At 69.7% G+C, this 23,307-nt stretch carries 17 protein-coding genes; 8 read left to right on the top strand and 9 right to left on the bottom strand.

Annotation, left to right across the window (positions count from 1 at the left end):
• Positions 1–198: 198 nt before the first annotated feature.
• A complete protein-coding gene (locus tag GFH49_RS22220; RefSeq protein WP_155057860.1) occupies positions 199–879 on the bottom strand; it encodes a DUF6082 family protein in 681 nt (226 codons plus the stop codon).
• Positions 876–1,556, bottom strand: a complete 681-nt coding sequence (locus GFH49_RS22215; RefSeq protein ID WP_155057859.1) for a DUF6879 family protein — start codon at positions 1,554–1,556, stop codon at positions 876–878. The genes GFH49_RS22220 and GFH49_RS22215 overlap by 4 nt, the downstream gene beginning before the upstream one ends.
• A 617-nt stretch (positions 1,557–2,173) precedes the next feature.
• Between GFH49_RS22215 and GFH49_RS22210 the strand changes: the two genes are divergently transcribed.
• Positions 2,174–3,517: a cytochrome P450 gene (locus tag GFH49_RS22210; RefSeq protein ID WP_155057858.1), complete on the top strand. Its 1,344-nt coding sequence runs from the start codon at positions 2,174–2,176 to the stop codon at positions 3,515–3,517.
• Between the two features lie 15 nt (positions 3,518–3,532).
• On the opposite strand, the gene GFH49_RS22205 is transcribed toward GFH49_RS22210, so the two are convergent.
• Positions 3,533–3,937: a DUF192 domain-containing protein gene (locus GFH49_RS22205; RefSeq protein ID WP_155057857.1), complete on the bottom strand. Its 405-nt coding sequence runs from the start codon at positions 3,935–3,937 to the stop codon at positions 3,533–3,535.
• A gap of 87 nt (positions 3,938–4,024) precedes the next feature.
• On the opposite strand from GFH49_RS22205, the gene GFH49_RS22200 reads away from it, so the two are divergent.
• From GFH49_RS22200 to GFH49_RS22175, 6 genes are all read left to right on the top strand, one after another.
• Positions 4,025–4,903, top strand: a complete 879-nt coding sequence (locus GFH49_RS22200; protein WP_155057856.1) for an LLM class flavin-dependent oxidoreductase — start codon at positions 4,025–4,027, stop codon at positions 4,901–4,903.
• 8 nt (positions 4,904–4,911) lie between these two features.
• Complete coding sequence (locus GFH49_RS22195; RefSeq protein WP_155057879.1) at positions 4,912–5,727, top strand: class I SAM-dependent methyltransferase; 816 nt, start codon at positions 4,912–4,914, stop codon at positions 5,725–5,727.
• 864 nt (positions 5,728–6,591) lie between these two features.
• Complete coding sequence (locus GFH49_RS22190) at positions 6,592–7,365, top strand: isoprenyl transferase (protein ID WP_155057855.1); 774 nt, start codon at positions 6,592–6,594, stop codon at positions 7,363–7,365.
• A gap of 431 nt (positions 7,366–7,796) precedes the next feature.
• The gene (gene phoH2 / locus GFH49_RS22185; protein ID WP_155057854.1) at positions 7,797–9,122 is read left to right on the top strand and encodes an RNA 5'-3' helicase PhoH2; all 1,326 of its coding nucleotides are present in this window, start codon (positions 7,797–7,799) and stop codon (positions 9,120–9,122) included.
• Between the two features lie 459 nt (positions 9,123–9,581).
• Positions 9,582–10,277, top strand: coding sequence for an aggregation-promoting factor C-terminal-like domain-containing protein (locus GFH49_RS22180; protein WP_196218086.1), 696 nt, complete (start codon positions 9,582–9,584; stop codon positions 10,275–10,277).
• Between the two features lie 130 nt (positions 10,278–10,407).
• Complete coding sequence (locus tag GFH49_RS22175; protein WP_155057852.1) at positions 10,408–11,829, top strand: AI-2E family transporter; 1,422 nt, start codon at positions 10,408–10,410, stop codon at positions 11,827–11,829.
• A gap of 244 nt (positions 11,830–12,073) precedes the next feature.
• Here the strand turns inward: GFH49_RS22175 and GFH49_RS22170 are convergent, their stop codons facing one another.
• The 3 genes from GFH49_RS22170 to GFH49_RS22160 are packed head-to-tail and all read right to left on the bottom strand — an operon-like array spanning position 12,074 to position 15,611.
• Entirely contained in the window at positions 12,074–14,407 is a 2,334-nt protein-coding gene (locus GFH49_RS22170; protein ID WP_155057851.1) for an ABC transporter permease, read from the bottom strand.
• Positions 14,404–15,090 (bottom strand): ABC transporter ATP-binding protein, encoded by a 687-nt coding sequence (locus GFH49_RS22165; RefSeq protein ID WP_155057850.1) that lies wholly within the window; start codon positions 15,088–15,090, stop codon positions 14,404–14,406. Before GFH49_RS22165 ends, GFH49_RS22170 begins: the two co-directional genes overlap by 4 nt.
• A complete protein-coding gene (locus GFH49_RS22160; RefSeq protein WP_155057849.1) occupies positions 15,087–15,611 on the bottom strand; it encodes a PadR family transcriptional regulator in 525 nt (174 codons plus the stop codon). Before GFH49_RS22160 ends, GFH49_RS22165 begins: the two co-directional genes overlap by 4 nt.
• Before the next feature lie 407 nt (positions 15,612–16,018).
• On the opposite strand from GFH49_RS22160, the gene GFH49_RS22155 reads away from it, so the two are divergent.
• Complete coding sequence (locus GFH49_RS22155) at positions 16,019–18,328, top strand: transglycosylase domain-containing protein (protein WP_155057848.1); 2,310 nt, start codon at positions 16,019–16,021, stop codon at positions 18,326–18,328.
• Positions 18,329–18,352: 24 nt separating this feature from the next.
• Here the strand turns inward: GFH49_RS22155 and GFH49_RS22150 are convergent, their stop codons facing one another.
• From GFH49_RS22150 to fomD, 3 genes are all read right to left on the bottom strand, one after another.
• A complete protein-coding gene (locus GFH49_RS22150; RefSeq protein ID WP_155057847.1) occupies positions 18,353–19,831 on the bottom strand; it encodes a catalase in 1,479 nt (492 codons plus the stop codon).
• Between the two features lie 166 nt (positions 19,832–19,997).
• Complete coding sequence (locus GFH49_RS22145; protein ID WP_155057846.1) at positions 19,998–22,013, bottom strand: ATP-binding SpoIIE family protein phosphatase; 2,016 nt, start codon at positions 22,011–22,013, stop codon at positions 19,998–20,000.
• A 517-nt stretch (positions 22,014–22,530) separates the two neighbouring features.
• Entirely contained in the window at positions 22,531–23,223 is a 693-nt protein-coding gene (gene fomD / locus GFH49_RS22140) for a cytidylyl-2-hydroxypropylphosphonate hydrolase (RefSeq protein ID WP_196218085.1), read from the bottom strand.
• Positions 23,224–23,307 lie beyond the last annotated feature (84 nt).

Below are 23,307 nucleotides of genomic sequence, written 5' to 3'. Positions count from 1 at the left end.
AAGCTCTCACCCCCACCGACGCGGCACCCCGCCCCTGCGTTCGGGGAGGCAAGTGTCGGACGAGTCTCAAGGGCGCGAGTGGCCAGGCTCTGTTGACCTGCGGATACGTGTGGTTGACGGTCGATTTCCTGAGACTGAGAACACAGATGACCTGAAACGCCTCCCAGTGGGAGGCGCTGACGTCGTATCGGCGGCGTGTCACTGCTCCCGACGCGCCCGCGCCCGCGCACTCGCCTCGTACCGGCCGTCCACCACCGCGTGAAACCGCCGTGCCCGTCGGGTCTCCGCGGCCTCGCGGCGGGCGTGCCGGGCGGCTGTCCAGAAGGCTCGGCCCGGCTCGGTGCCGAAGACGCTGTCGGCTCCCTGCCGTAGGTGCTCCTCGGACAGCGTGCCCAGCTCGAACATCATCTCCCAGTGGGACATCACCAGGTTGAGGTAGAGGTGCTGGCGGCGGGCCGTCACCGTCGCGTCGCCGTCGAGCCTGCCCCAGCAGGTCATGAGGTCGGGGTCGGCCATCGCCATCCGCATGAGTTCGGTGTGCGCGGTGCGCATGCCCTGTTCGCGGTTGGCCTTGCTCTCCCGGGCCTGGAGCACCAGCGAGGCGCCCACACCGGCCAGCGCGAGCCCTGCGATGAGGGCGGATACGGCGCCGTACGCCTGAGCGATGTTGCCGACGCGCTGCCAGTCCCGCTCCGAGCCGGGGTCGTCCGGTCCGAACGCGCGGAGGGCGAGGGGGGAGAGGAGGACGAGAGCGGTGGACAGGACCAGGGCGAGGACGGTGAGGGAGATCCGTACGGCGGTGGACGACCAGCGCAGCCGCCTCGCGGCAGGAGTCGTACGACGGTTTCCTCGGTTTTCTCCGGATTCGCCGCTGCTCATCGGGCCGCCCGTCCCTCGACTCGGCCGGCGAGCAGGGGCGCCGTCACGCGGTCGTGGAAGGCGAGCAGCTCCTCACCCTCGGCAAGGAGCTGCTCGATCTCCAGGCGGCAGGCTTCGATCAGGCCCTGATCGGTGTGGCGTACCGCGCCGTCGAGGTCTCCCTCAGGGGTGTAGAGCAGCTCGTACAGGGCGGTTGTGCCCAGGAGGACGAGTTCTGGCATATGCGCTGGGGGGGGGTGTTGCAGACCGGTCCGGGCTGAGCCGGTCCGGGCGCTGCCGCCACCGATCACCTTGATCTCCTCACCCAGCTCCGCCCGGAGCCGGAGGATGCTCATCTCCCACAACACGTAGTCGGAGGGCGGGAGTTCGACCAGACGCACGCGACGCAGGCGACGGCCACGAGCCCGTGCGTCCTCGTACTGGCGTGCCAGTACAGGCCGTTCCGCATCGGCGAGCCGGACCGCCGCACCCCAGTCACCCCGCCGGGCTGCCTCCCAAGGGGCGTATCCGGGCTCGCGGAACTCCTGGGCGGACTCCAGTTTGTCGACTTGGACGCAGTGCGGGTACTCGGCTCTGAAGCGGGCGAGATAGTCCGCGCGGGCAAGTCGGCTGCCCGAGGAGCGGAGCTCCCGAAGACCCGTGACAGCCGGGAACCTGCCGGCGGCGGCGTCAGACATCGGGGATGTCCCGCTTCGCCGAGCACAGCGTGGCGCGGGGGACGATCACCACTCGCTCGTCGTGTGCTACGGACACTCCTTGAGGCAGCCGGTCCGCGTAGGCTCCGGTCGCTTCGCGGCCTATCACCGCGAAGTCGCCGTTGCGGAGTTCCCATATGTCCGGGCAGCTCTCGGTCGCGCTGGTCAGACCGAGTTCCTGTGGCGTCCGTCCGAGCCGGCGCGAGAAGCCTGCGGCAAGGTCGGCTTCCCACGGGCGTCCGTCAGTCCCGTTCGCAGTTCCATTCGCAGTTCCATTCGTTCCGGTTGTTCCCGTCGTTCCATTCGTTCCGGTTGTTCCCGTCGTTCCCGTCGTTCCCGTCGTTCCCGTCGTTCCCATCGATGTCGTCTCCATCTCCCCTGAGGGGCATGAGAGTTGATCTTGCGGGGCCGTTGCGAGGCTAACGAGGGAACTCGGGTGCGGCAATGGGGCGCGGGGTGAGCCTGGTTCTACCCGCCGACCATCAAGTGGCCTGCACCACAACCGGATTGCCCCGCTCCCCTTCCAGGGAAGAGATGACGGTGCTGTCTCGCGAGACTCCCCGAAGGGAAACCGCACCGTGACCACAGCGTCTCCCCCCATGCCCAAGGCACCCGGCTCGCTCCCGTTGCTGGGCCACGCGATACCGCTCCTTCGTGACAACCTCGCCTTCATCGCCTCGCTCCGCGCCTACGGTCCGCTCGTCGAGATCCGCCTCCAGCCGCAGCAACCCACCATCGTCGTCAACGACCCTGACCTGATCCGCACGATGCTGATCGACGCCGCCCCCACCCTCGACAAGGGCCGCTTCTTCGAGAAGATGGGCCAGCTCCTCGGTGACAGCGTCGTCACCGCCGCGGGCACGGACCATGTCCGCAAACGCCGCCAACTCCAGCCCGCCTTCCGCCAGACCGAGATCACCCGCTACGTCGACCTGATGCGCGAGCAGGTCACCGCGGCCATGGCCGGCTGGCGTCCCGGGCAGACGCTGGACGTCCGTGAGGTGATGGTCAGACTCTCCCTCGACATGCTCGCCTCGACCGTCTTCTCCGGCAGCATCGACGAACAGGCCTTCCAGCAGCTGCGCCGCGACCTCAGCGTCGTCATGAACGGCGTGGGCACCCGCATCATGCTGCCCGACTGGGCGGAGAGACTCCCGCTGCCCGTCAACCGCCGCTTCACCGCCGCCCGGGACGCGGTTCGCGCCACGATCGACGCCGCGGTGGCCGAACTGCGCGACTCCGAGCGCGACACGGGAGACATGCTCTCCCTCCTGCTCCGGGCCACCGACGAGGACACCGGCCGGCCTCTGACGTCGTACCAGATCTGCTCGGAGATCCTCACCCTGGCGGTGGCCGGTACGGAGACCACGGCCTCCGTGCTCTCCTGGATCCTGTACGAACTCGCCCGCGCCCCGGAGATCGACGAACGCCTCCAGGCGGAACTCACCGACGTCCTCGGCGAACGCCCCGTCACCTTCGACGACTTGCCGCGCCTGCCCTACCTGAACCGCGTCATCCAGGAGGCCACCAGGCTGCACCACACCGGCTGGCTGGTCACCCGCCGCACCCTCGAACCGCTCCGCCTCGGCGACTGGGTCATCCCGGCCGGTACCGAACTGGCCTACTGCCAGCACGCCCTGCACCGCGACCCGGCCCTGTTCCCCGACCCGCTCACCTTCGACCCCGACCGCTGGCTGGACACCGCCCAGCCCCCGCCGACCGGTGCGTTCCTTCCCTTCGGCGCCGGCAAGCACAAATGCATCGGCGACCGCTTCGCCCTCACGGAACTGGGCACCGCGATCGCGACGATCACCCGCGAGGTCCGCCTCGAACTCGCCCCGGGCCGGACGGTGCAGCCGGTGGCCCGAGCGACGGTACGGCCTCGGACGCTGCTGATGACCGTGCGGCAGCGCGAGCGCACTCAGTCTGCACCGGGAGCCTAGGGAACGTGGTGGGGACTAGCCCACCCCCACGCCCTCCACCCTCACCCGAACCCCCACCCGCAACCCCCACCCCGTCATGACCCCCGCCCCCGCCTCCACCACATGCCGAGCACGGAGCCGGGGCATTCCGAGCCGTCCGGGCCTCATGGTCGTCACGGCGATGACCATGAGGTTGCGGTCGAGGTAGGCGACGTCGATGGGGATCCGCATCCGGAAGGTGTGCACGCTGTTGGCGGGGGACAGCAGAATCGCCCCGTCGACGGAGTCCCGCCCCAACAGCCCTTTCGTCCGGGCACGGTACGAGGTGGCGATCTCCAGAGGCACGGAGACGCCATCCCCGCGGCCGTCCCCACAGCCATCCCCGCGGCCGTCCCCGTACACGACCAACGTCCCCAGTCCGTCCCGCCAACGACGCCGCATTCCAGCAGGGTGACACACCGACACACCGCTGTGCGCGCGTGGAAAAGATGTTGTACGCCGCGTCGCGACCCGGGTAGGAAGGCCCGTATGACGACTGGACTCGGTGCCGTGTTCCGGCCACAACTGCCGCCCGAGCGACTGCGGGAACTCGCCTGGATCGCGGACGAGACGGGACTTGAAGAGCTCTGGCTGTGGGAGGACTGCTTCCGCGAGGGGGGACTGTCGACCGCGGCCGCTGCTCTCGCCTGGACCGAGCGGGTGCGCGTCGGTGTCGGGCTGCTGCCCGTGCCGCTGCGGAACGTGGCCATCACCGCGATGGAGGTCGCCTCCCTGCACCGGATGTTCCCCGGGCGTCCCGTCGTCGGCGTCGGGCACGGCGTGCAGGAGTGGATGGGGCAGGTGGGGGCCCGGGTCGAGTCACCCGTGACCCTGCTGCGCGAGCATCTTCACGCCCTGCGTGCCCTGTTGCGCGGCGAGCGGATCACGACCGAGGGGCGGTACGTCAAGCTCGACGACGTAGCGCTCGACTGGCCCCCTGCCGATCCCGCGCCGCCCGTCCTCGCCGGTGCCACCGGGCCCCGCTCGCTGCGGCTGGCCGGTGAGGCGGCCGACGGGACCATCCTCACCGCGGGTACGCCGCCCGACGGTGTCCGGCGTGCCCGGCAGCTCATCGACGAAGGGCGGGAGTCGGCCGGTCGTACCGAACCGCACAAGGTCGTCGTCTATCTCCTCGCCGCCACCGGTCCCGGCGCCGCCGCACGGCTGCGTGCCGAGCTCGTCGCCGAAGGCCTCGCATCAGTCCAGGACCTCGGTGTCGCCGGAGACGCCTCAGCCGTCGCCAAGGCCGTCCAGCGCCTGGCCGACGCCGGCGCCGACACGGTCGTACTGCAGCCGACCGGCGACGAACCCGACCCGGAGGGGTTCGTACGGTTCGCGGCCGAAGAAGTACGGCCCCTGGTTCCGTGAGCCGACGGGTGCCCGGTGCTTCCCGCACCTGCGAAACGTACGAAGCCCTCGTCGCAGAAGCCGTGTCCCACCCCACCGACGGCTGGGACTTCTCGTGGTTCGAGAGCAGGGCCACGGAGGCCCGGCCCTCATGGCGTTACGCGGAGTCCATGGCCGCCCGCCTCCGCGGCACGACCGCCGTGCTCGACATCCAGACCGGCGGCGGAGAGGTTCTCGACTTCGCCCTGGGGCGGATGGAGCGCGCCGAGTCGGCACAGCAGCCCACTTCACCCCTCCTCACCGTCGCCACCGAGGGCTGGCCCCCCAATCTCGCCAGGGCCACCGCCCTCCTCCGCCCCCGCGGGGTCGCCGTCGTCGCCTCGCCCGAGGACGCCGCGCTCCCCTTCGCGGACGGGACGTTCGACCTGGTCGTCAGCCGGCACCCCGTACGCCCCGACTGGCCGGAGATCGCCCGCGTCCTCCGCCCCGGTGGCACCTACTTCGCCCAACACGTCGGGCCCAGCAGCGTCTTCGAGCTGGTCGAGTACTTCCTCGGGCCGCAGCCGGAGGAGCAGCGCAGCGGCCGTCATCCCGACCGCGAGCGCGCGGACGCCCAGGCCGCAGGTCTCGAAGTCGTCGACGTACGTGCGGAACGGCTCCGTATGGAGTTCTACGACATCGGTGCGGTCGTCCATTTCCTGCGCAAGGTGATCTGGATGGTGCCCGACTTCACCGTCGAGGCGTACGAGTCCCGGCTCCGCGCCCTGCACGCCGAGATCGAGGCAGACGGCCCCTTCGTCGCCCACAGCGCCCGCCACCTCTTCGAGCTGCGCAGGCCGGGCTGAGGCACTACGCGTGCGGGCCCGCCCTCACCGCCCCTGGAGCGGTCCTCCCGGAGGGGCGGCCCGCACGTCCGTCCGGGGCGTGGAGGGGCCCACGGCGGCCATGTCTCCACCCGCCTTCGCAGGGTTGGCCAGGAATTGCCGTTCCAGTCGGCGTGCGCTCGCGTCGTCCCAGCTGATCCTCAGGGGCATGGGACGACGGCAGGGCTGTAGTAGGACGGAAGCTGTCCGCTATGCAGGAGAACCAGGGCGTCCAAGCAGGTGCAAATCGGTCTATTGGTGCCTTGCTGGAGATTCCTCCTTCACTTCCACGGATCGTGCACAGTTTCCACATTGTTATCGCAGGTGACTCGCGTTCGGTCGACACTTGACGTAAGTTCAGACCAAGGAAATTCGCGCAAGCAAAGCTGCGCGGGCGGTACCGCGCAGAGGAGGGGGCTGCGCGGTACCGCGCACGTCAAGCGGACGTTCGCTGACGGGGTCACCCACCCGGGGGAAGCGCGGTCACTCCCGGGGTTGCCCGCATCGCCGTGATTCGGCCATGAGCCCGCCCGGAACGAGGCCTTTTGCGGCCATCGTGCCGTCGTCGGCCGACTCCGGAGAGTAGTTGTGGCACGCCGATGCACCCAGCATCACTTACGAAGGGTTATGGTGGAAGCCCCCCCTCGGGCCGGTCCGTCTCCCCCCCACGGACCGGCCCGTTTTTTGTATGCCGGACCGGCGAACCGCCCCCGGACCGGCGAACCGCCCCCGGACCGGCGAACCGCCCCCGGACCGGCGAACCGCCCCCGGAATATGGCCCTCGACGCCCACGGCGGTACCCTCGCTCCGCGGGGACCGCATCCGCACGGAGGGGCTGACATTCACGTGAACCTGCGCGACAAGCTGCGCAGCCTGCTCGTCAGGCTGTACGCACGCCGGGTGGAAGGCCACCTGGACCACGCTCAGGTGCCCAAGCACATCGGCGTCATCATGGACGGCAACCGGCGCTGGGCGAAGGCGGCGGGCTCCACCACCGTGCACGGTCACCGGGCCGGCGCCGAGAAGATCGAGGAATTCCTCGGCTGGTGCTCCGAGACGGACGTCGAGGTCGTCACCCTCTGGCTGCTGTCGACGGACAACTTCGACCGCCCGCAGGACGAACTCGTCCCGCTCCTCGGCATCATCGAGGACGTCGTACGCACCCTCGCCGCCGACGGCCGCTGGCGTGTCCACCACGTCGGCACGCTCGACCTGCTGCCGCAGCAGATGCAGACCACCCTCAAGGAGGCCGAGGAGGCCACGGCGGGCATCGACGGCATAGTCGTCAACGTCGCCATCGGCTACGGCGGCCGCCAGGAGATCGCCGACGCCGTGCGCTCGATGCTGCTGGACGCCTCCGACAAGGGCACCTCGCTGGAGGAGCTGGCCGACACCGTCGATGTCGAGACCATCAGCCGGCATCTCTACACCGGCGCCCAGCCCGACCCGGACCTCGTCATCCGCACCAGCGGCGAGCAGCGGCTGTCCGGTTTCATGCTCTGGCAGACGGCCCACTCCGAGTACTACTTCTGTGAGGTCTTCTGGCCGGCCTTCCGTAAGGTCGACTTCCTGCGCGCCCTGCGCGACTACGCGGCGCGGCACCGCCGTTACGGAGGCTGAACCGCCGTTGCGGAGGCTGAACCGCCGTTGCGGAGGCTGAACCGCCGTTGCGGAGGCTGAACCGCCGTTACCGAGGCTGAACCGCCGTACCCCCGGACGAGGAAAGCCGCGGACGAGGGAAGCCACGCTCTCCGGGGCGGGAGTAACCGGACGTAACGATGAGTTCACCAGCGCGCCGTCATATGCCGTGGCATGGCATCGCGCGTTCGAGGGCATAAGCCAGACAGGTCGACACCCGAACCACGGGTGTCGGATCTCAGCGGACGGCACGGGGCCGTCCGCCCGGGAGGCCCTTTGCACCAGCCCGATCGTGCGTTCACCGCGCGGACGAAGCAGCGGAGGGCCGGTTCTCGGCCCGTGCATCGGCGCCGTCGACCGGTCCAGCTCCTCTCCGTCGCTCCCCGACCTCTTCCGAGGGGGTACGTCCTTCCGTGGTGACCAGCACAAAGCGCCACAAGCCCGACCGGCGCACCTATGTTCTCGACACCAGCGTCCTGCTGGCCGACCCGAACGCCCTGAACCGCTTCGACGAGCACGAAGTCGTGCTCCCGATCGTCGTGGTGACGGAGTTGGAGGCCAAACGGCACCATCCCGAACTCGGCTACTTCGCCCGGCAGGCGCTGCGCCTGCTGGACGACTTCCGGGTGCGGTACGGCCGTCTTGACGCCCCCATCCCGATCGGGGACCTCGGCGGCACCGTCCGTGTCGAGCTCAACCACTCGGACCCCAGCGTTCTGCCGACCGGCTACCGCTTGGGGGACAACGACTCCCGCATCCTCGCGGTCGCCCGCAACCTGCAGGCCGAGGGGTTCGACGTCACCGTCGTGTCGAAGGACCTGCCGCTCAGGATCAAGGCGTCCTCGGTCGGCCTCCTCGCCGAGGAGTACCGCGCCGAACTCGCCATCACGGACTCCTCCGGCTGGACCGGAATGTCCGAACTGACCCTTCCGGGCGAACAGGTGGACATCCTCTTCGAGGAGGGGACGGTCCACGTTCCCGAGGCGTCCGGCCTGCCCGTGCACACCGGGCTGACCATTCAGTCCGAGCGCGGGAAGGCCCTGGGGCGGATGTCGCCCGAAGGCAACGTCCGGCTGGTGCGCGGGGATCGTGAGGCGTTCGGCATCAAGGGCAGGAGTGCGGAGCAGCGGATCGCGCTGGATCTGCTCCTCGACCCGGACGTCGGGATCGTCTCGATGGGCGGCCGGGCCGGCACCGGCAAGTCGGCGCTGGCGCTGTGCGCGGGTCTGGAAGCGGTCCTGGAGCGCCGTCAGCACGAGAAGATCATGGTCTTCCGTCCGCTGTACGCGGTGGGCGGGCAGGAACTCGGCTATCTGCCCGGTTCCGAGGCCGAGAAGATGAGCCCCTGGGCCCAGGCGGTCTTCGACACGCTGTCCGCGGTCACCAGCCGCGAGGTCATCGAGGAGGTCAGCTCGCGCGGGATGCTGGAGGTCCTGCCGCTCACCCACATCCGCGGACGCTCGCTGCACGACGCGTTCGTGATCGTGGACGAGGCGCAGTCCCTGGAGCGGAACGTACTGCTGACCGTCCTGTCCCGAATCGGCGCCAATTCACGGGTGGTTCTCACCCATGACGTGGCCCAGCGGGACAATCTGCGCGTCGGCCGGTACGACGGTGTCGTCGCCGTCGTCGAGAAGCTGAAGGGGCACCCGCTCTTCGCGCATGTCACGCTCACGCGGTCCGAGAGGTCCCAGATCGCTGCACTTGTGACCGAAATGCTCGAAGACGGGGTGGTCTGAGGAATCTGTCGACCGATGCCCAATTAGGGCCGGTTACTCGGTGGTTGGCGCCGTCCAGCAAAGGTCTAGAGCCTAGTTGGGCGGCGCCGTCGTGTGTTGCGGTTTCTCAAAATCCACCGGGGCAAACGGGATGTGAGCTTTCACACGCAACTCGGAATTGCCACCCGGCGTCGGGTTGCGGCAGAGTCTCACTCCTGTCAGGCCCCGCATACGACACACCTGTACCCCTGGGGGTACCCCCACACTTTTGGTAGTGGGGGAGGTACGGCACCACAGCAGGATCAGAGCCAACTCCATAGTCGACGTCGTATGCCGCCCGAGCACCACGCGGCGCTCCCCTCGCGGGAGTTGCCCACCGGGCCCGTGCCTCCCGTGACCGCGCAGTGGGGAGGCCAGCGTTCAGGGGCACGATTGCGTCCGCCAGGGTCACCGAAGCGGGCGATGCTGGAAGGAAACCGTGTGAGCCGGATTTCGGTCCGGGGATTCGCAGTGGCCTCGGCCACCGCGGTCACCGCTGTCGGAAGTGTCGTCGGCGTTGCCTCGGGGAGCACCGCACAGGACAACGACGCCGAAGCGGCGGCAGCCGACCTGACGCTGCTCGCGGACATACCCGCGGGCCAGCAGGCCCAGGTCCAGACCGCGTCCCTCACTCAGCAGGCCGAGACCCAGGCCATCGCCGCGGACGCGACCGCCAAGAAGGACGCCGAGGAGGCCGCCCGCAAGGCTGCCGCCCAGTCCGCGGTCGAGAAGAAGGAAGCCGCCGAGAAGGCGGCGCAGGAGGCCAAGGAGCGCGAAGAGGCGGAGGCGGCGGCCAGCCGCAGCGCCACGCGCGATGCCTCCGACTTCGCCCCCCAGAGCTCATACACCATCGCGGAGATCCAGTCGATGGCGCAGTCGATGGTGGCGAGCGACCAGTACCAGTGCTTCAGCAACATCGTGGACCACGAGTCCAGCTGGAACTACCAGGCCGTCAACCCCTCCTCCGGCGCCTACGGCCTCTTCCAGGCCCTGCCCGGCTCCAAGATGTCGTCCGCCGGCTCCGACTGGCAGACCAACCCGGCCACACAGATCAAGTGGGGCCTCAGCTACATGAACGACCGCTACGGCAGCCCGTGCGACGCGTGGGCCTTCTGGCAGGCCAACAACTGGTACTGAGCAGCCGTTCGCTCAACCTTTCCGAGCCCCTCACCGTCCTACGGTGAGGGGCTTTCGGCACTCGACATGTACGGTCGGACATGACGGCTGTGGGGGAGTGGTGGGGACAGACGGGGGCAAGGGACGGATCATGTCGCGAGTGCCAGGGTGGCTCAGCCGGCTGGGCGCCGGACTGACCGAAATGGGAGAGCGGTTGGACAAGCGCCGCGCCGAGGTGGAGCGGGCCGATGTCGGGCCGGTGTCCGCCCCGGCCGCCGCTGAGAAGCGGGACAAGACCGCGGACAACACCGCGGACAACACCGCGGACAAGACCCCGGACAAGACCCCCGAGAAGGTTTCCGAGAAGGTCCCGCCGCCGCCCGACTACCCCCCGGAGACCGCGTCCCGCTCCGACCGCCCCGACCGCCCCGACCCCGCGCTCGCCGTGCCGTGGGGCATCCGGGTCGCCGCCGAGGCCGGCTGGCGGCTGCTGGTCCTCGCGGGCACGCTGTGGGTGCTGACGCAGGTCATCAGCGCGGTCCAACTGGTCGTGCTGTCCTTCGTCGCCGCGCTGCTGATCACCGCGCTGCTGGAGCCCGCGGTGACCCGGCTGCGGCGGTACGGAGTGCCGCGCGGCATCGCCACCGCGCTCACCGTGATCCTCGGCTTCGTCGTGATGGGGCTGATGGGCTGGTTCGTGACCTGGCAGGTCATGGAGAACATCGACAACCTCTCCGACGAGATCCAGGACGGTATCGAGGATCTGCGCCAGTGGCTGCTCGACAGCCCGTTCCACGTCACCGACCAGCAGATCAACGACATCGCCGAGAACCTGCGGGACGCGGTCGGCGACAACGCGGACGAAATCACCTCCGCGGGCCTGGAAGGCGTGACGGTCATCGTCGAGGGGCTCACCGGCATCCTGCTGGCGGGCTTCTCGACGCTGTTCCTCCTCTACGACGGCAAGCGCATCTGGGAGTGGTCGCTGAAGCTCGTGCCGGCTGCCGCCCGTCCCGGTGTCGCCGGGGCCGGCCCGGCCGCGTGGCGGACGCTCACGGCGTACGTCCGCGGCACGGTGCTGGTGGCCCTGATCGACGCCGTCTTCATCGGCATCGGCATCTACTTCCTGGACGTGCCGATGGCCGTACCCCTGGCCGTCTTCATCTTCCTGTTCTCCTTCATCCCGCTGGTGGGCGCGGTGGCCTCGGGCGCTCTGGCGGTCGTGGTGGCGCTGGTGACGCAGGGCGTCTTCACCGCGGTGATGACGCTTGCGGTGGTGCTCGCGGTCCAGCAGATCGAGGGCCACATCCTCCAGCCGTTCATCCTCGGGCGGGCGGTCCGGGTCCATCCGCTGGCCGTGGTGCTGTCGGTGGCGGCGGGTGGGCTGGTCGCGGGGATCGGCGGTGCGATCGTCGCGGTGCCGCTGGTGGCGGTGACGAACACGGTGGTCAGCTATCTGAAGTCGTACTCCCAGGAGGCGGCGCTCGTGCAGTCCCCGCGGCCGAGGGGAGCCACCGCACTGGATGTGGCGCCGGTACAGCCGCCTCCGCCGTCGGACGCGGCACCGTCGTAGTCCGGGGAAGGGTGTTCGCCCCCGCCGCCCCTACCCGTCCCAACCCTGGGGGCTGCCTGCCGCCCCCAGACCCCCCGCTTCGGCCTGAACGGCCTCGTCCTCAAACGCCGGACGGGCTGAATTGCCCGGACCGGCATCCTCAGGCGCCGGACGGGGCTGGGAAAATCAGCCCCTTGGGGGTCCCCCTCTGGGGGAGTTTGAGGAGCGGGGGTCCAGGGGGCAGAGCCCCCTGGCGGTGGCTGAGTCACTCCGTGCGCAGCCCGTCCGGCCGCATCAGCCGCAGCAGCGGCGGCAGGCTGAGCAGGGTGACGGCGAGGACGACCGCCGCGCCGCTGCCGGCCATCGTCGCCACGCTCGCCCAGTCCACGGTGATCGGGGCGTCCGACATCCTGAGCAGCACCGCGCCCAGCGTCAGACCGACCACCGAGGCCAGCAGCAGACCGATGGCGACCGGGATCGCCGTCTGCCACAGCACCGACAGGCTCAGCGTGCGGCGCCGGGTGCCGAAGGCGACCAGCGACGACAGCAGCTTCTTGCGCTCCCGCAACTGCTCCAGCTGCGACACCAGCAGGCTCGCGCCGATCAGCGCCAGGACACAGGCGGCGCCGACGAACAGGCCGGTGCGGATGGAGTCGTAGCGCTCGGACCGAGCGGTGGAGGACCATGTCATCGGTTCGTTGACCGGGTCGATCGTGGCCGCCGTGTTCCGTACCAGATCGCGTACGTCCGGCACGGACTCGTCGAGGCTGAGGTAGATCTGGCCGTTCATGCCGGGCACGGTGCCCGCGGGCAGCGCCTTGGGGGTGACCATGAGGCCGCCCCGCTTCCAGCCGGTCATGTCGACCCGCGCCTGAGCCTTCTTCACCGTCGGCGGCAGGGTCCAGGCCAGCGGCGTGGTCTCGGGCCCGTCCGTGTATCCCGAGTCGAAGTACACCGTGCCCCCGGGCTTCGCCAGCGTCTCCGTGTTCGCGTCGTCCTCGGCGCCCTGTACGGCGAACACGTCCCCGTCACGGCACGAGGGCAGGCGCGTCACCTCGCGCAGCGCGGCGCAGTCGCCCACGGTGACCTGGGAGCTGAGCTCGGCGTCCATGGGCTTCTCACTGACGTATGCCTCGTCGTACGCGTAGACCCCGCGCACCCCGTCGGTGTCCCGGAACTTCGCCGCGGACTGCGCGAGGGGCACCCCGTCCGGCACGTTCACCTGCATCTGCGCCCGGGTGACGTCCTTGCCCGTCGGCCTGGTGTAGTCGTCGTCGATGCCGGTGAACAGCATCTGCAGCGCGATCGCCCCGGCCACCGCGACCGCGATGCCGTTGACCATGCGGGCTGCCGTGCCGCTGCTCAACTGGAGCCTGCGCACGGCCAGTTGCCAGGCGATGCCGCCCGAGCCGAGCCGGGCGACGACCGTCTCGACGATCCACGGCAGCAGCACGGTCACGCCGACGAGCAGCAGCATCACACCGCCGACGACGAGGTACTGGTTGAAGTCGCCGTCGTCGCGGCCCTGGCCGAACATCGGGTAGAGCATCGCGAGCCCGGCCAGCGGCAGCAGCAGCCGCCACCACAGCCGGCGCCGCGCGGGCTTCGCCGTACGGACCACTCCGAGCGGCTCGATCACCACGCGCCGCAGCGCGAACAGTGTGACCACCACCCCGGCCGCCGGCACCACGACGGCAACCAGCAGGGCCAGCGCGGGCGAGGGGTTGAGGTAGCTCGGGAAGACGCTGACGTCGAACAGCTCCAGCGAGCCCGCGATCTCACGGCCGAGCAGGAAGAAGCCGGTACCGAAGAGCAGCCCGAGCGCGGCCCCGGCGAGCGCCTCGCCCGCCGCCACCCGCTTGGTCATCCGGCTGTCGGAGCCGACCAGCCGCAGAGCCGCGAGCCGCCGGTCCCGCCGCTCACCGCCGAACCGTACGGCCGCGGCGATGAAGACACCGACGGGCATGAGCAGTACGACGAAGACGACGAGGATCAGCAGGAGCAGGACGGGATCCAGCGGATCCGAGCTGGAGTCCTGGTTCCCGAACTTCTCGATCCGCACCACACCGCCGCTGTCGAGCTGCGCCGCGAGCCCCTCGCCGCCCCGGTAGAAGGTGAGTTCGGCAGGGCCGATCAGACCGCTGTCACCGATGGTGCCGACGATCTGCTGCGGCAGCCGCTCCCGCAGCAGCTTCCCCTCGTCGGAGCCGAGCAGTTTCTCCAGCGCGGGCGAGACCACCATCTCGCCGACCGCAGGGAGCTTCTCGACGCCCGGCGGCAGCGGTGCCTTCGGGCCCTCGGGCTGTACGTCACGCCCGCGGATGTCCTTGTCCCGGAAGGTCGTACCGCTGGCCGCGAGCAGCAGGGTGTCGTCCCCCTTCGGTATCTCCTCGGAGCCGTAGTTGATGTCCGACCGGGCCGCCTCCCGGCCGCTGCGGGCGTTCAGCGCGTTCGGGAGCGCCGTCGTCAGCAGCAGCAGCGCCACCCCGAGCCCGACGCCGACACCCGTCAGCAGGACCCGGACCCAGCCCTCGCGTCCCCCGGCGAACGCGAACCTGACGCCCATGCCCAGGTCCCTCGTCCAGTGCCGCACGTTCATACGACCCGCTCCATGTCCCGGGACTTGCCGTCCCGTACGACGATCTCGCGGTCCGAGTACGCGGCCACCCGAGCCTCGTGCGTGACCAGCACGACGGCGGCGTTGGTGGACCGGGCGGCCTCCGTGAGCAGCTCCATCACCCGCTCGCCGTTGAGCGAGTCCAGTGCGCCGGTCGGCTCGTCGGCGAACAGCACGCACGGGTTGGTCACCAGCGAGCGGGCGACGGCGACGCGCTGCCCCTGACCGCCGGAGACCTCGCCGGGCCGCTTCTTGCGCAGGTCGTCGACCTCCAGCCGCTCCATCCAGGACAGGGCGGCCTGCTCGGCCTCCTTGCGGTTCGTCCCGCTCAGCCGCAGCGGCAGGGCGACGTTCTCGACGCAGGTCAGCTCCGGCACCAACTGCCCGAACTGGAACACGAACCCGAACTCGCTGCGCCGCAGCTGACTGCGCTCGGCATCGCTCATCCGGGCCATCTCACGGCCGTTGTAGAGGATCGACCCGGAGTCCGGCGGCACGATCCCCGCGAGGCAGTGCAGCAAGGTCGACTTCCCGGAGCCAGAGGGGCCCATCACGGCGACGACCTCGCCGGGGTGGATGGAGAACTCGGCGCCGTCGAGCGCCGTGGTCGGACCGTACGCCTTGCGCAGACCGGTCGCGACGAGCAGGGAGCCTGCGGGGGTCATCGGGTCACCGCCTCGGCGAGCTTGTGCAGACGCGCGGCGGTCAGTTCCAGCCAGCGCAGATCGGCCTCCAGATGGAACAGGGCGTGGTCGCAGATCAGCTGGTCGGCCAGGTCCCCCTTCCTCTTCCGGTCGGTGAGGATCCGCATCATCCGCAGATGCTCGGAACGCTGTGTGTCGAGGATGTCGGCGGCGTTCCGGTGCGTCAGCAGCGCGAGAACGACCTTGGTGTACAGGGTCGACTGCAGATACGGCTCCGGCTTCTCCGGCGTCGCCAGCCACCGCTGTACGTCGGTGATGCCGGCCTCGGTGATCGCGTACCGCTTGCGTTCCGGACCGCCGCCGGGCTCGATCCCGTCGACTTCGACGAGACCGTTCTTCAGCAGCCGGGACATCGTCGAGTAGACCTGGCCGTAGTGCAGCGGCCGGTCATGACCGAACTTCTCGTCGAAGGCCCGCTTCAGGTCGTAGCCGTGACGCGGGCCGGACTCCAGGAGCCCCAGGAGGGTGTGACCGATGGACATGGGGAGGACTGTACACACGGCGTATACCTCGCGTGTATACGTCGAGTGTGTAGATCGGTACGGGGCGTACGACGGTGCAGGTGAAAGGCGATTGTCACGATTCCGCTACTGGCGCGAGGGCGGCCGTTCCCGACGCGGGATCGGTCGGGCCCCGGCGGGAGGCGTGTGGCGGGAGGCGTGTGGCGTGAGGTGCGAGGTGGTTCACCCGTACGCTTCTGAAGCAACCTTTCTGCCCTCCCGCGCGTCGGTTTTGATGGGGCGGGTGCTGAGTGGCACGTGCTGAGTGTCACGTCCGTAAAGGACCGGATCGCCCGCCCTTTGTCACATACAGCGGTGCTAGCTTTCTGAGCTGACCGGAGCCTGAAACCTGTGTGACAGCTGACGACCGAAGCGGAGCAGACGGAGTCATGGGACGAGCGGAAGAGAGACGAGCGCGACAGCGCGGTGGCCACCGCGCCGCGCCCAGGCGCCGCTCGCGACGAGCGCCGGGGAAGAACGACGGCAAGAGCTTCATACGCCGGATGTTCACGTGGAGGAAGATCCTCGGCACGTTCTTCGGCTTCTGTCTGCTCGGCATCGGCGGCTTCATCGTGCTGTACCTGGTCGTCGACATACCCGAGGGCAACGCGGCGGAGCAGGCCGCGAAGTTGCAGAGCAACGTCTACAAGTACAGCGACGGCTCGGTCCTGGCCCGCGACGGCGAGGTCAACCGCGAGATCGTGGACATCGCCCAGGTGCCCAAGGACGTCCGGAACACCTTCGTCGCCGCGGAGAACAAGACGTTCTACAAGGACTCCGGCATCGACCTCAGGGGCACGGCCCGCGGTGTGTTCAACACCTTGGCCGGCAGGGGCGCCCAGGGTGGTTCGACGATCACCCAGCAGTACGTCAAGAACTACTACCTCAGCCAGGAACAGACGGTCACCCGCAAACTGCAGGAGATCGTCATCTCCTTGAAGGTGGACCGCCAGATGTCCAAGGACGAAATCCTCGCGGGCTACCTCAACACCAGCTACTTCGGCCGCAACGCGTACGGCATCCAGGCCGCCGCGCAGGCCTACTACCGCGTCGACGTCGAGGACCTCACGGTCGAGCAGGGCGCGTACCTCGCCGCCCTGCTCCAGGCGCCGAGCACGTACGACTGGGCCGTCGCCTCCGAAACCGGCAAGGAACTGGTCCAGGCGCGCTGGAACTACGTCCTGGACAACATGGTCGAGATGGACTGGCTGGACGCCGGCAAGCGGCAGAACATGAAGTTCCCGGTGCCCGAGGAGCCGAAGGCCGCCGCTGGCCGGGAGGGGCAGAAGGGGTATCTGGTCGATCTCGCCAACACGGAGCTGGAGAACCAGCTGATGAAGCGGGAGGGTCTCACGCGCTCCGAAGCGGAGGCCCAAGTCGACGGGCAGGGCTGGACCATCACCCTGAACATCGACAAGAAGAAGCAGACGCAGCTGGAGAAGGCCGCCCAGACGCAGCTGACCAGCAAGCTGGACCCGGAGAAGCGCACCGTCGACGGGAACATCCAGGCCGGTGGCGTCTCCGTCGACCCCGAGACGGGAAAGATCGTCGCCCTGTACGGCGGCGAGGACTACTTCAAGCACTACCGCTCCAACGCGACCAGATCGGACTACCAGCCCGCGTCGACGTTCAAGCCGGTGATCCTCGCCGCCGCCCTGGAGAACGAGGCCAAGACGCAGGACGGTACGACGATCTCCGCGAACACGATCTACGACGGCACGAGCAAGCGGCCGGTCGAGGACGACGGCAAGAAGGTCGGCTTCGCCCCGCCGAACGAGGACGACGTCGACTACGGCGACGTCACCGTGCAGACCGCGATGAACAAGTCCATCAACTCGGTGTTTGCGCAGATGGGCATCGACGTCGGCATGGACAAGGTGATGGAGACCGCCGGCCGGCTCGGCATGAACGTCGAGGACGAGGAGGCGGTGGCCGCGCAGACGCTGGGCACCATGGGCGCCAGCCCGCTGGAGATGGCCGGGGTCTACGCCACCCTCGACAACCACGGCAAGAAGGTCACCCCGACCCTCGTCGCGTCGGCCGAGCAGAACGACCGGACGATCAAGATGCCGGACCCGATCGGCGAGCAGGTGATCAGCCGTGAGGCGGCGGACACGGTGACGTCGGTGCTGACCGGCGTGGTCGACGACGGTACGGCCCGCACGTCGGTGCGCGAGAACCCGGCCCGCGACGGCCAGGAGGTCGCCGGCAAGACCGGTACCTCCGACTTCGGCAGGTCGGCCTGGTTCACCGGCTACACGCCGGACCTGGTCACGTCGATCGGTCTGTTCGGCGAGGAGCGCAAGACCGGCAAGCAGGTCGACATGAAGGGCGCGACGGGCACCCTGCCGGGCAAGGGCAGGGTCAACGGCGGCGGGTTCCCGGCGCAGATCTGGGCGGCGTACATGTTCGGCGTGACGGACACGGACGCCGAGTTCGACCTGGACACCACCCAGGGCGCGGCGGTCGAGCCGACCTGGACCCCGACACAGACCGAGGAGCCGGTCGAGACGCCGAGCCAGGCTCCGACAACCGAGGCGCCGACCACCCAGGCCCCGCCGTCGCAGACCCCGACGCAGACGCCCACGCAGACCCCGACACAGACACCCACTCAGACACCGACCCAGACGCCTACGACATCACCGCCGGCGGACGACGGCACTCCCGCGATCCCGCCCGACCCGAACAGCGGCCAGTAGCGGCACGAGAGGGGACCGGGTGCGTCAGGCTCCGCCGACCCCCTGGGCGATCCGGTCCCCGGTCTCCTTGTCGATGTTGCGCCAGTACCGCACCGCACGGTCCACCACCGGGCGGGTGACCCCCTGCTTGAGATGCCCGCTGACGTTGGCGACCAGCCGTCCGCGGGCCGCGTCGTCGAGGACCTGGCGGATCATGGTGCGCGGCTGGCCGAAGTCGTCGTCCTCGCGGTGCAGCTTGTATGCCTCGCGCACCATCTCGCCCGCCGCCTGCCAGCCGGCGATGTCGCCGAACTGCTGGACGGCGGCGGCCGGGCCGCCGTACGAGTTGGGGGCGTACGGGGCGCCGGTGCCGGCCGCTTCGTAGCGCATCGGGCCGTCCTTGGCGTACGAGTTGACCGGTGAGCGGGGTCGGTTGGGCGGTAGCTGGGCGTAGTTGGGGCCGATGCGGTAGCGGTGCGTGTCCGGGTACGAGAAGAGCCGGCCGAGCAGCATCTTGTCCGGGGACGGGCCGATGCCCGGCACCAGGTTGGACGGCTCGAAGGCGGCCTGCTCGACGTGGATGAAGTAGTCCTCGGGGTTCTGGTCGAGGGTCATCCGGCCGACCTCGATCAGCGGGTAGTCGGCGTGCGGCCACACCTTGGTCAGGTCGAACGGGTTGAACCGGTAGTCGGCGGCGTCCTCGAACGGCATCACCTGCACATGGACCGTCCAGGACGGGTGGTCGCCGCGCTCGATCGCCTGGAACAGATCGCGGCGGTGGCAGTCGGCGTCCTCGCCCGCGAGCCGGTCGGCCTCCTCCTGGGTGAGGAAGTCGATGCCCTGGTCGGTCTTGAGGTGGTACTTGACCCAGAACTTCTCGCCGCCGCCGTTGACCCACATATAGGTGTGGGAGGAGTACCCGTTCATGTGGCGGTACGTCTTCGGGATGCCCCGGTCGCCCATCAGCCACGTCACCATGTGCGCGGACTCGGGGGAGAGGGTCCAGAAGTCCCACTGCATGTTGTTGTCGCGCAGCCCGTTGTCGGGGCGGCGCTTCTGGGAGCGGATGAAGTCCTGGAACTTCTGGGGATCACGGACGAAGAACACCGGCGTGTTGTTGCCGACCAGGTCGTAGTTGCCGTACTCGGTGTAGAACTTCAGCGCGAAGCCGCGGGGGTCGCGCCAGGTGTCGGGGGAGCCGGTCTCGCCCGCGACGGTCGAGAAGCGCGCCAGCATCTCGGTGCGCCTGCCCGGCTGGAACAGGTCGGCCTTGGTGAACTGGCTGACGTCGTTGGTCACTTCGAACGTTCCGTACGCGCCACTGCCCTTGGCGTGCACCACGCGCTCCGGGATCCGTTCCCGGTTGAACTGGGCCATCTTCTCGATGAGGTAGTGGTCCTGGAGCAGGACCGGGCCGTTGGATCCGATGGTCAGCGAGTGCTCGTCGCTCTCCACCGGGATCCCGGCGTTGTTCGTGGTGTACGCAACCTGGGTGTTCGGAACCTGCTGGGGTGCCTGCGTCACGAGCGTCCTCCCGTCGTGCATGGGGAGTCGGTCAGGTCGCTTCGTTCACGCAGGTCAGTCAACTCCGCCGACGGGAGGTCGGCAACATTTGGACGATGTCCAAGCTCAGCCCGATTCTCGGCGGAGTCGGCTGCTCACCCTCTGTTGCGCTCGCCCTCTGTTCTGCTCACCCTCTGTTCAGCTCGAACCAGACCACCTTCCCCGTGCTCAGCCGCGTCGCTCCCCAGCGCCGGGCCAGCCGGTTGACCAGATACAGCCCGCGTCCGCCCTCGTCCGTGGCCCGCGCCTGCCGCAGCCGCGGCAGCTGCGGTACGTCGTCGCCGACCTCGCAGCGCAGTACGTCGGTACGCAGCAGCCGCAGCGTGATCGGCCGGGACGCATAGCGCACCGCGTTCGTCACGACCTCGCTGACCAGCAGCTCCACCGAGTCGGTCAGCTCCTCCATGTCCCAGCGGGCGAGCGCGCGCCGGGCCAGCCGCCGGGCCTTGCCGGGCGCCGTCTCCTCCGGCTCCAGGAACCAGTACGCGACATCGCTGGGCGCGATCCCGTCGAAGCGGGCGGCGAGCAGCGCGATGTCGTCGTCCCGGTCGCCGGGACCGAGCATGTCGAGCACCTCGTCGCAGAGCGCCTCCAGCGGCGGCGGATGGTCGGCCCCCGTCAGCTGCGCGGTCGCGGCGAGCTTCTCGCGCAGCTGCTCTATGCCGGTCCACACGTCCCGCAGCCGGGACTCGACCAGACCGTCCGTGTAGAGGAGCAGGGTCCCGCCCGCGGGCGCGTCCAGTTCTACGGCCTCGAAATCGACGCCGCCGACCCCGATCGGCGCACCCGGCGGCACCCGCAGTACCTCCGCCCGGCCGCCGAGGTGCAGCAGCACGGGCGGCGGATGGCCGGCGTTGGCGATGGTGATGCGGTGCGACACGGGGTCGTAGACGGCGTACAGGCAGGTCGCCATGCGGTCGGTGCCCAGGCGCTGGGCCTGCTCGTCGAGGTGGTGCAGGACCTCCTGCGGCGGCAGGTCGAGCCCGGCGAGGGTCTGCGCCGTCGTGCGCAGCTGGCCCATGATCGCGGCGGACGTCATCGAGTGCCCCATGACATCACCCACCACCAGCGCCACGCGGCTGCCCGGCAGCGGGATGGCGTCGTACCAGTCGCCGCCGACGCGGGCGGTCTCGGCGGCGGGCAGGTAACGGGACGCCAGCCGCACACCGGTGGGCCGCGGCAGCGTCTCCGGCAGCATGGTGCGCTGCAACTCGTCGGCGATGTACGCCTCACGGCCGTACAGCACCGCCTTGTCGATGCCGAGCGCGCTGTGCGTGGCGAGCTGGGCGGCGACGAGGAGGTCGTCGGGCTCGAAGGCCATGCGTTCCGGGCGGCGCAGGAACAGCGCGGCACCGATGACCCGGCGCCGCCCGCGCAGCGGGGCGAGGATGGCGCGCTGCCCGCCGGGTACGGCCACGTCGGCGCCGAGGAGTTCGGGGAGCGCGGCGCGGGCGGCGGGGGCGTCGGCGAAGACCGGGCGCACTCCGCGCAGCACCTCGTTCAGCGCGCCGCCGGGCCGCACCTCGCACAGCTCCGCGCTGGCCGGCGTCAGATCCGTCGGCTCGGCCTGCGGCGCGGGTGTGAAACCGCCCTCGGTGTCCCGCTCCTCCGGGATCCGGTCGGTACGGCGCAGCCGCAGCACCACCGGGCCGGTGGGCCGCTCGTCGCCGACCGGCAGCGGGTCGCGCAGATAGACCAGGATCGCGTCCGAGAACGTCGGTACGGTCGCCCGGCACAGCCCCATCACGATCTCGTCGAGGTCGATACCGCGGGCGATCCGCCGGGTCGCGGCGCCGACGAAGCGCAGCCGGTCCCCGTCCCGCCGCATCGGCGTGGGCAGGCCCGGCGCCACCGCCTGTCCGGTACGGCGGTCCTGGCGGGACTTGTCGTCTTCGGTGCCCTGAACAGCGACCCCCTCGGGAACGGGCCGCGGGCGGTGGGTGTCCGGCTCGACGGCGGCGGGCTGGGAGTGCTCCGTGTCACCGACGGGCGTCCCCGCGGGCGGGGTCTCGCCGGTGCGGGCCTGTGCCGGTAAGGCGGAGGCGCGCGCCCCCGGGCCGGGGGTACGCAGGATCGCCCCGCGGGGGTCCGTGGGGCCGGCGCCGGTCTCAGGGCGCTCGAAGGAGGTCGGCTGCTCCGTCACGCGTGTCGAATCCGTCCGTCCGGGGCCATGGCCCAGTCGCCAAATTCCCGCCTGCCCTGCGGCGGCCGGCCCACGCATCCGCCGCGTTGCCGTCGGTCGCCACGGCTGGGCCATGACTCCCTCCTCCGCCTCGCGGCCGCACGCTTCCCCACGCTCGAACACGTCTCGCGCGGGGAAAACCCCATCACCGCCCGCAGGGCCCGCCCTTCGGGCGGACGACGGGAATGCGACGACTGGGCCATGCGCCGTGCGCGCGGTTCGTCCCGCCGAAGTGCCGATACCCGGAATACGTGCCCCAGGAACGGAATTCCCGCGTGGTGAAAGGCTGTTCCTGTGCCACCGGTGGACCGTCCGTGGTCCGTACCGGTGTTGCCCTCGTACCCCTCGCTCACGTCCTGCCGCCCCTCGGTGACGTATGGTCAGGCCCGGCTCATGTGCCGGGAGTTACTGCTGTAACTGCTGTATTCACTTGCGGAGGATGATCCTACGGTTGTGGCCCGGGGGCGCATCAAGGGTCTCATGTGGACATGTGCGCAGGCATACGATCCCAGTCCTCCGGCAGTGACGGTACAGCCCAGGACGGATCCGGGCGCCAGTGCTGCCAGCCGTCCGAGAAAGGCGACCCCCAGGCGCGGATCGACTCGACCGCCGCCCGGCCCGCCGCCCGCACCCGTTCGGCCAGTTCGGCGTCCATCAGGCCGTCCCGCTGGGCCTGCGCGAACTCGTCCTCGTCACGCCAGTGCCAACTGCGGTCCGGGTGGACGGAGATGTCCAGGAAGTGGTCCTCGGAGTCCACCCCGCCGTCCCAACGCACCAGCGGGTCTTCGAGGTTGACGTACCAGTTCTTGAACTGCCAGCCCGGCTCCCAGAACAGCCACACCGACCAGGGCTCGCCCGGCCGCGCCAGCTTCAGCACACCCGTACCGAACCAGCGGTCCAGCGACACGGTGCGCGGCTTGGTGTAGCGCGACCGGAGCGGCTCCTCGTGGACGGGGGTCCCGTCGGCGAGCACCGGCCGGACGCACTCGGTGCCGGGCGCCAGCCAGACGGCGAGGATCTCCGCGTCGTCCTGGACGACGGTCACGGGGCGGGCGATGTGGAAGCGGTCGCCGGCATTCTCCCGGTAGCGCCACAGAATCCGGCTCCCGGGCGCCCAGAAGGCCGTCGTACCGTCCGCTTCCACTCGTCTGACCGTTCCGTCGTCTGGCATGCACAGATATTAGATGTCACAGGCATACGACGCTGCGGCGCGCGTCACGGTTCACGCGGGCGGAACCTTTGGTTACGGGTGCGT

The organism is Streptomyces blattellae (assembly GCF_009709555.1).
GTDB classification, from domain to species: Bacteria; Actinomycetota; Actinomycetes; order Streptomycetales; family Streptomycetaceae; genus Streptomyces; species Streptomyces blattellae.
This window is presented reverse-complemented; position numbering and strand designations above follow the sequence as displayed.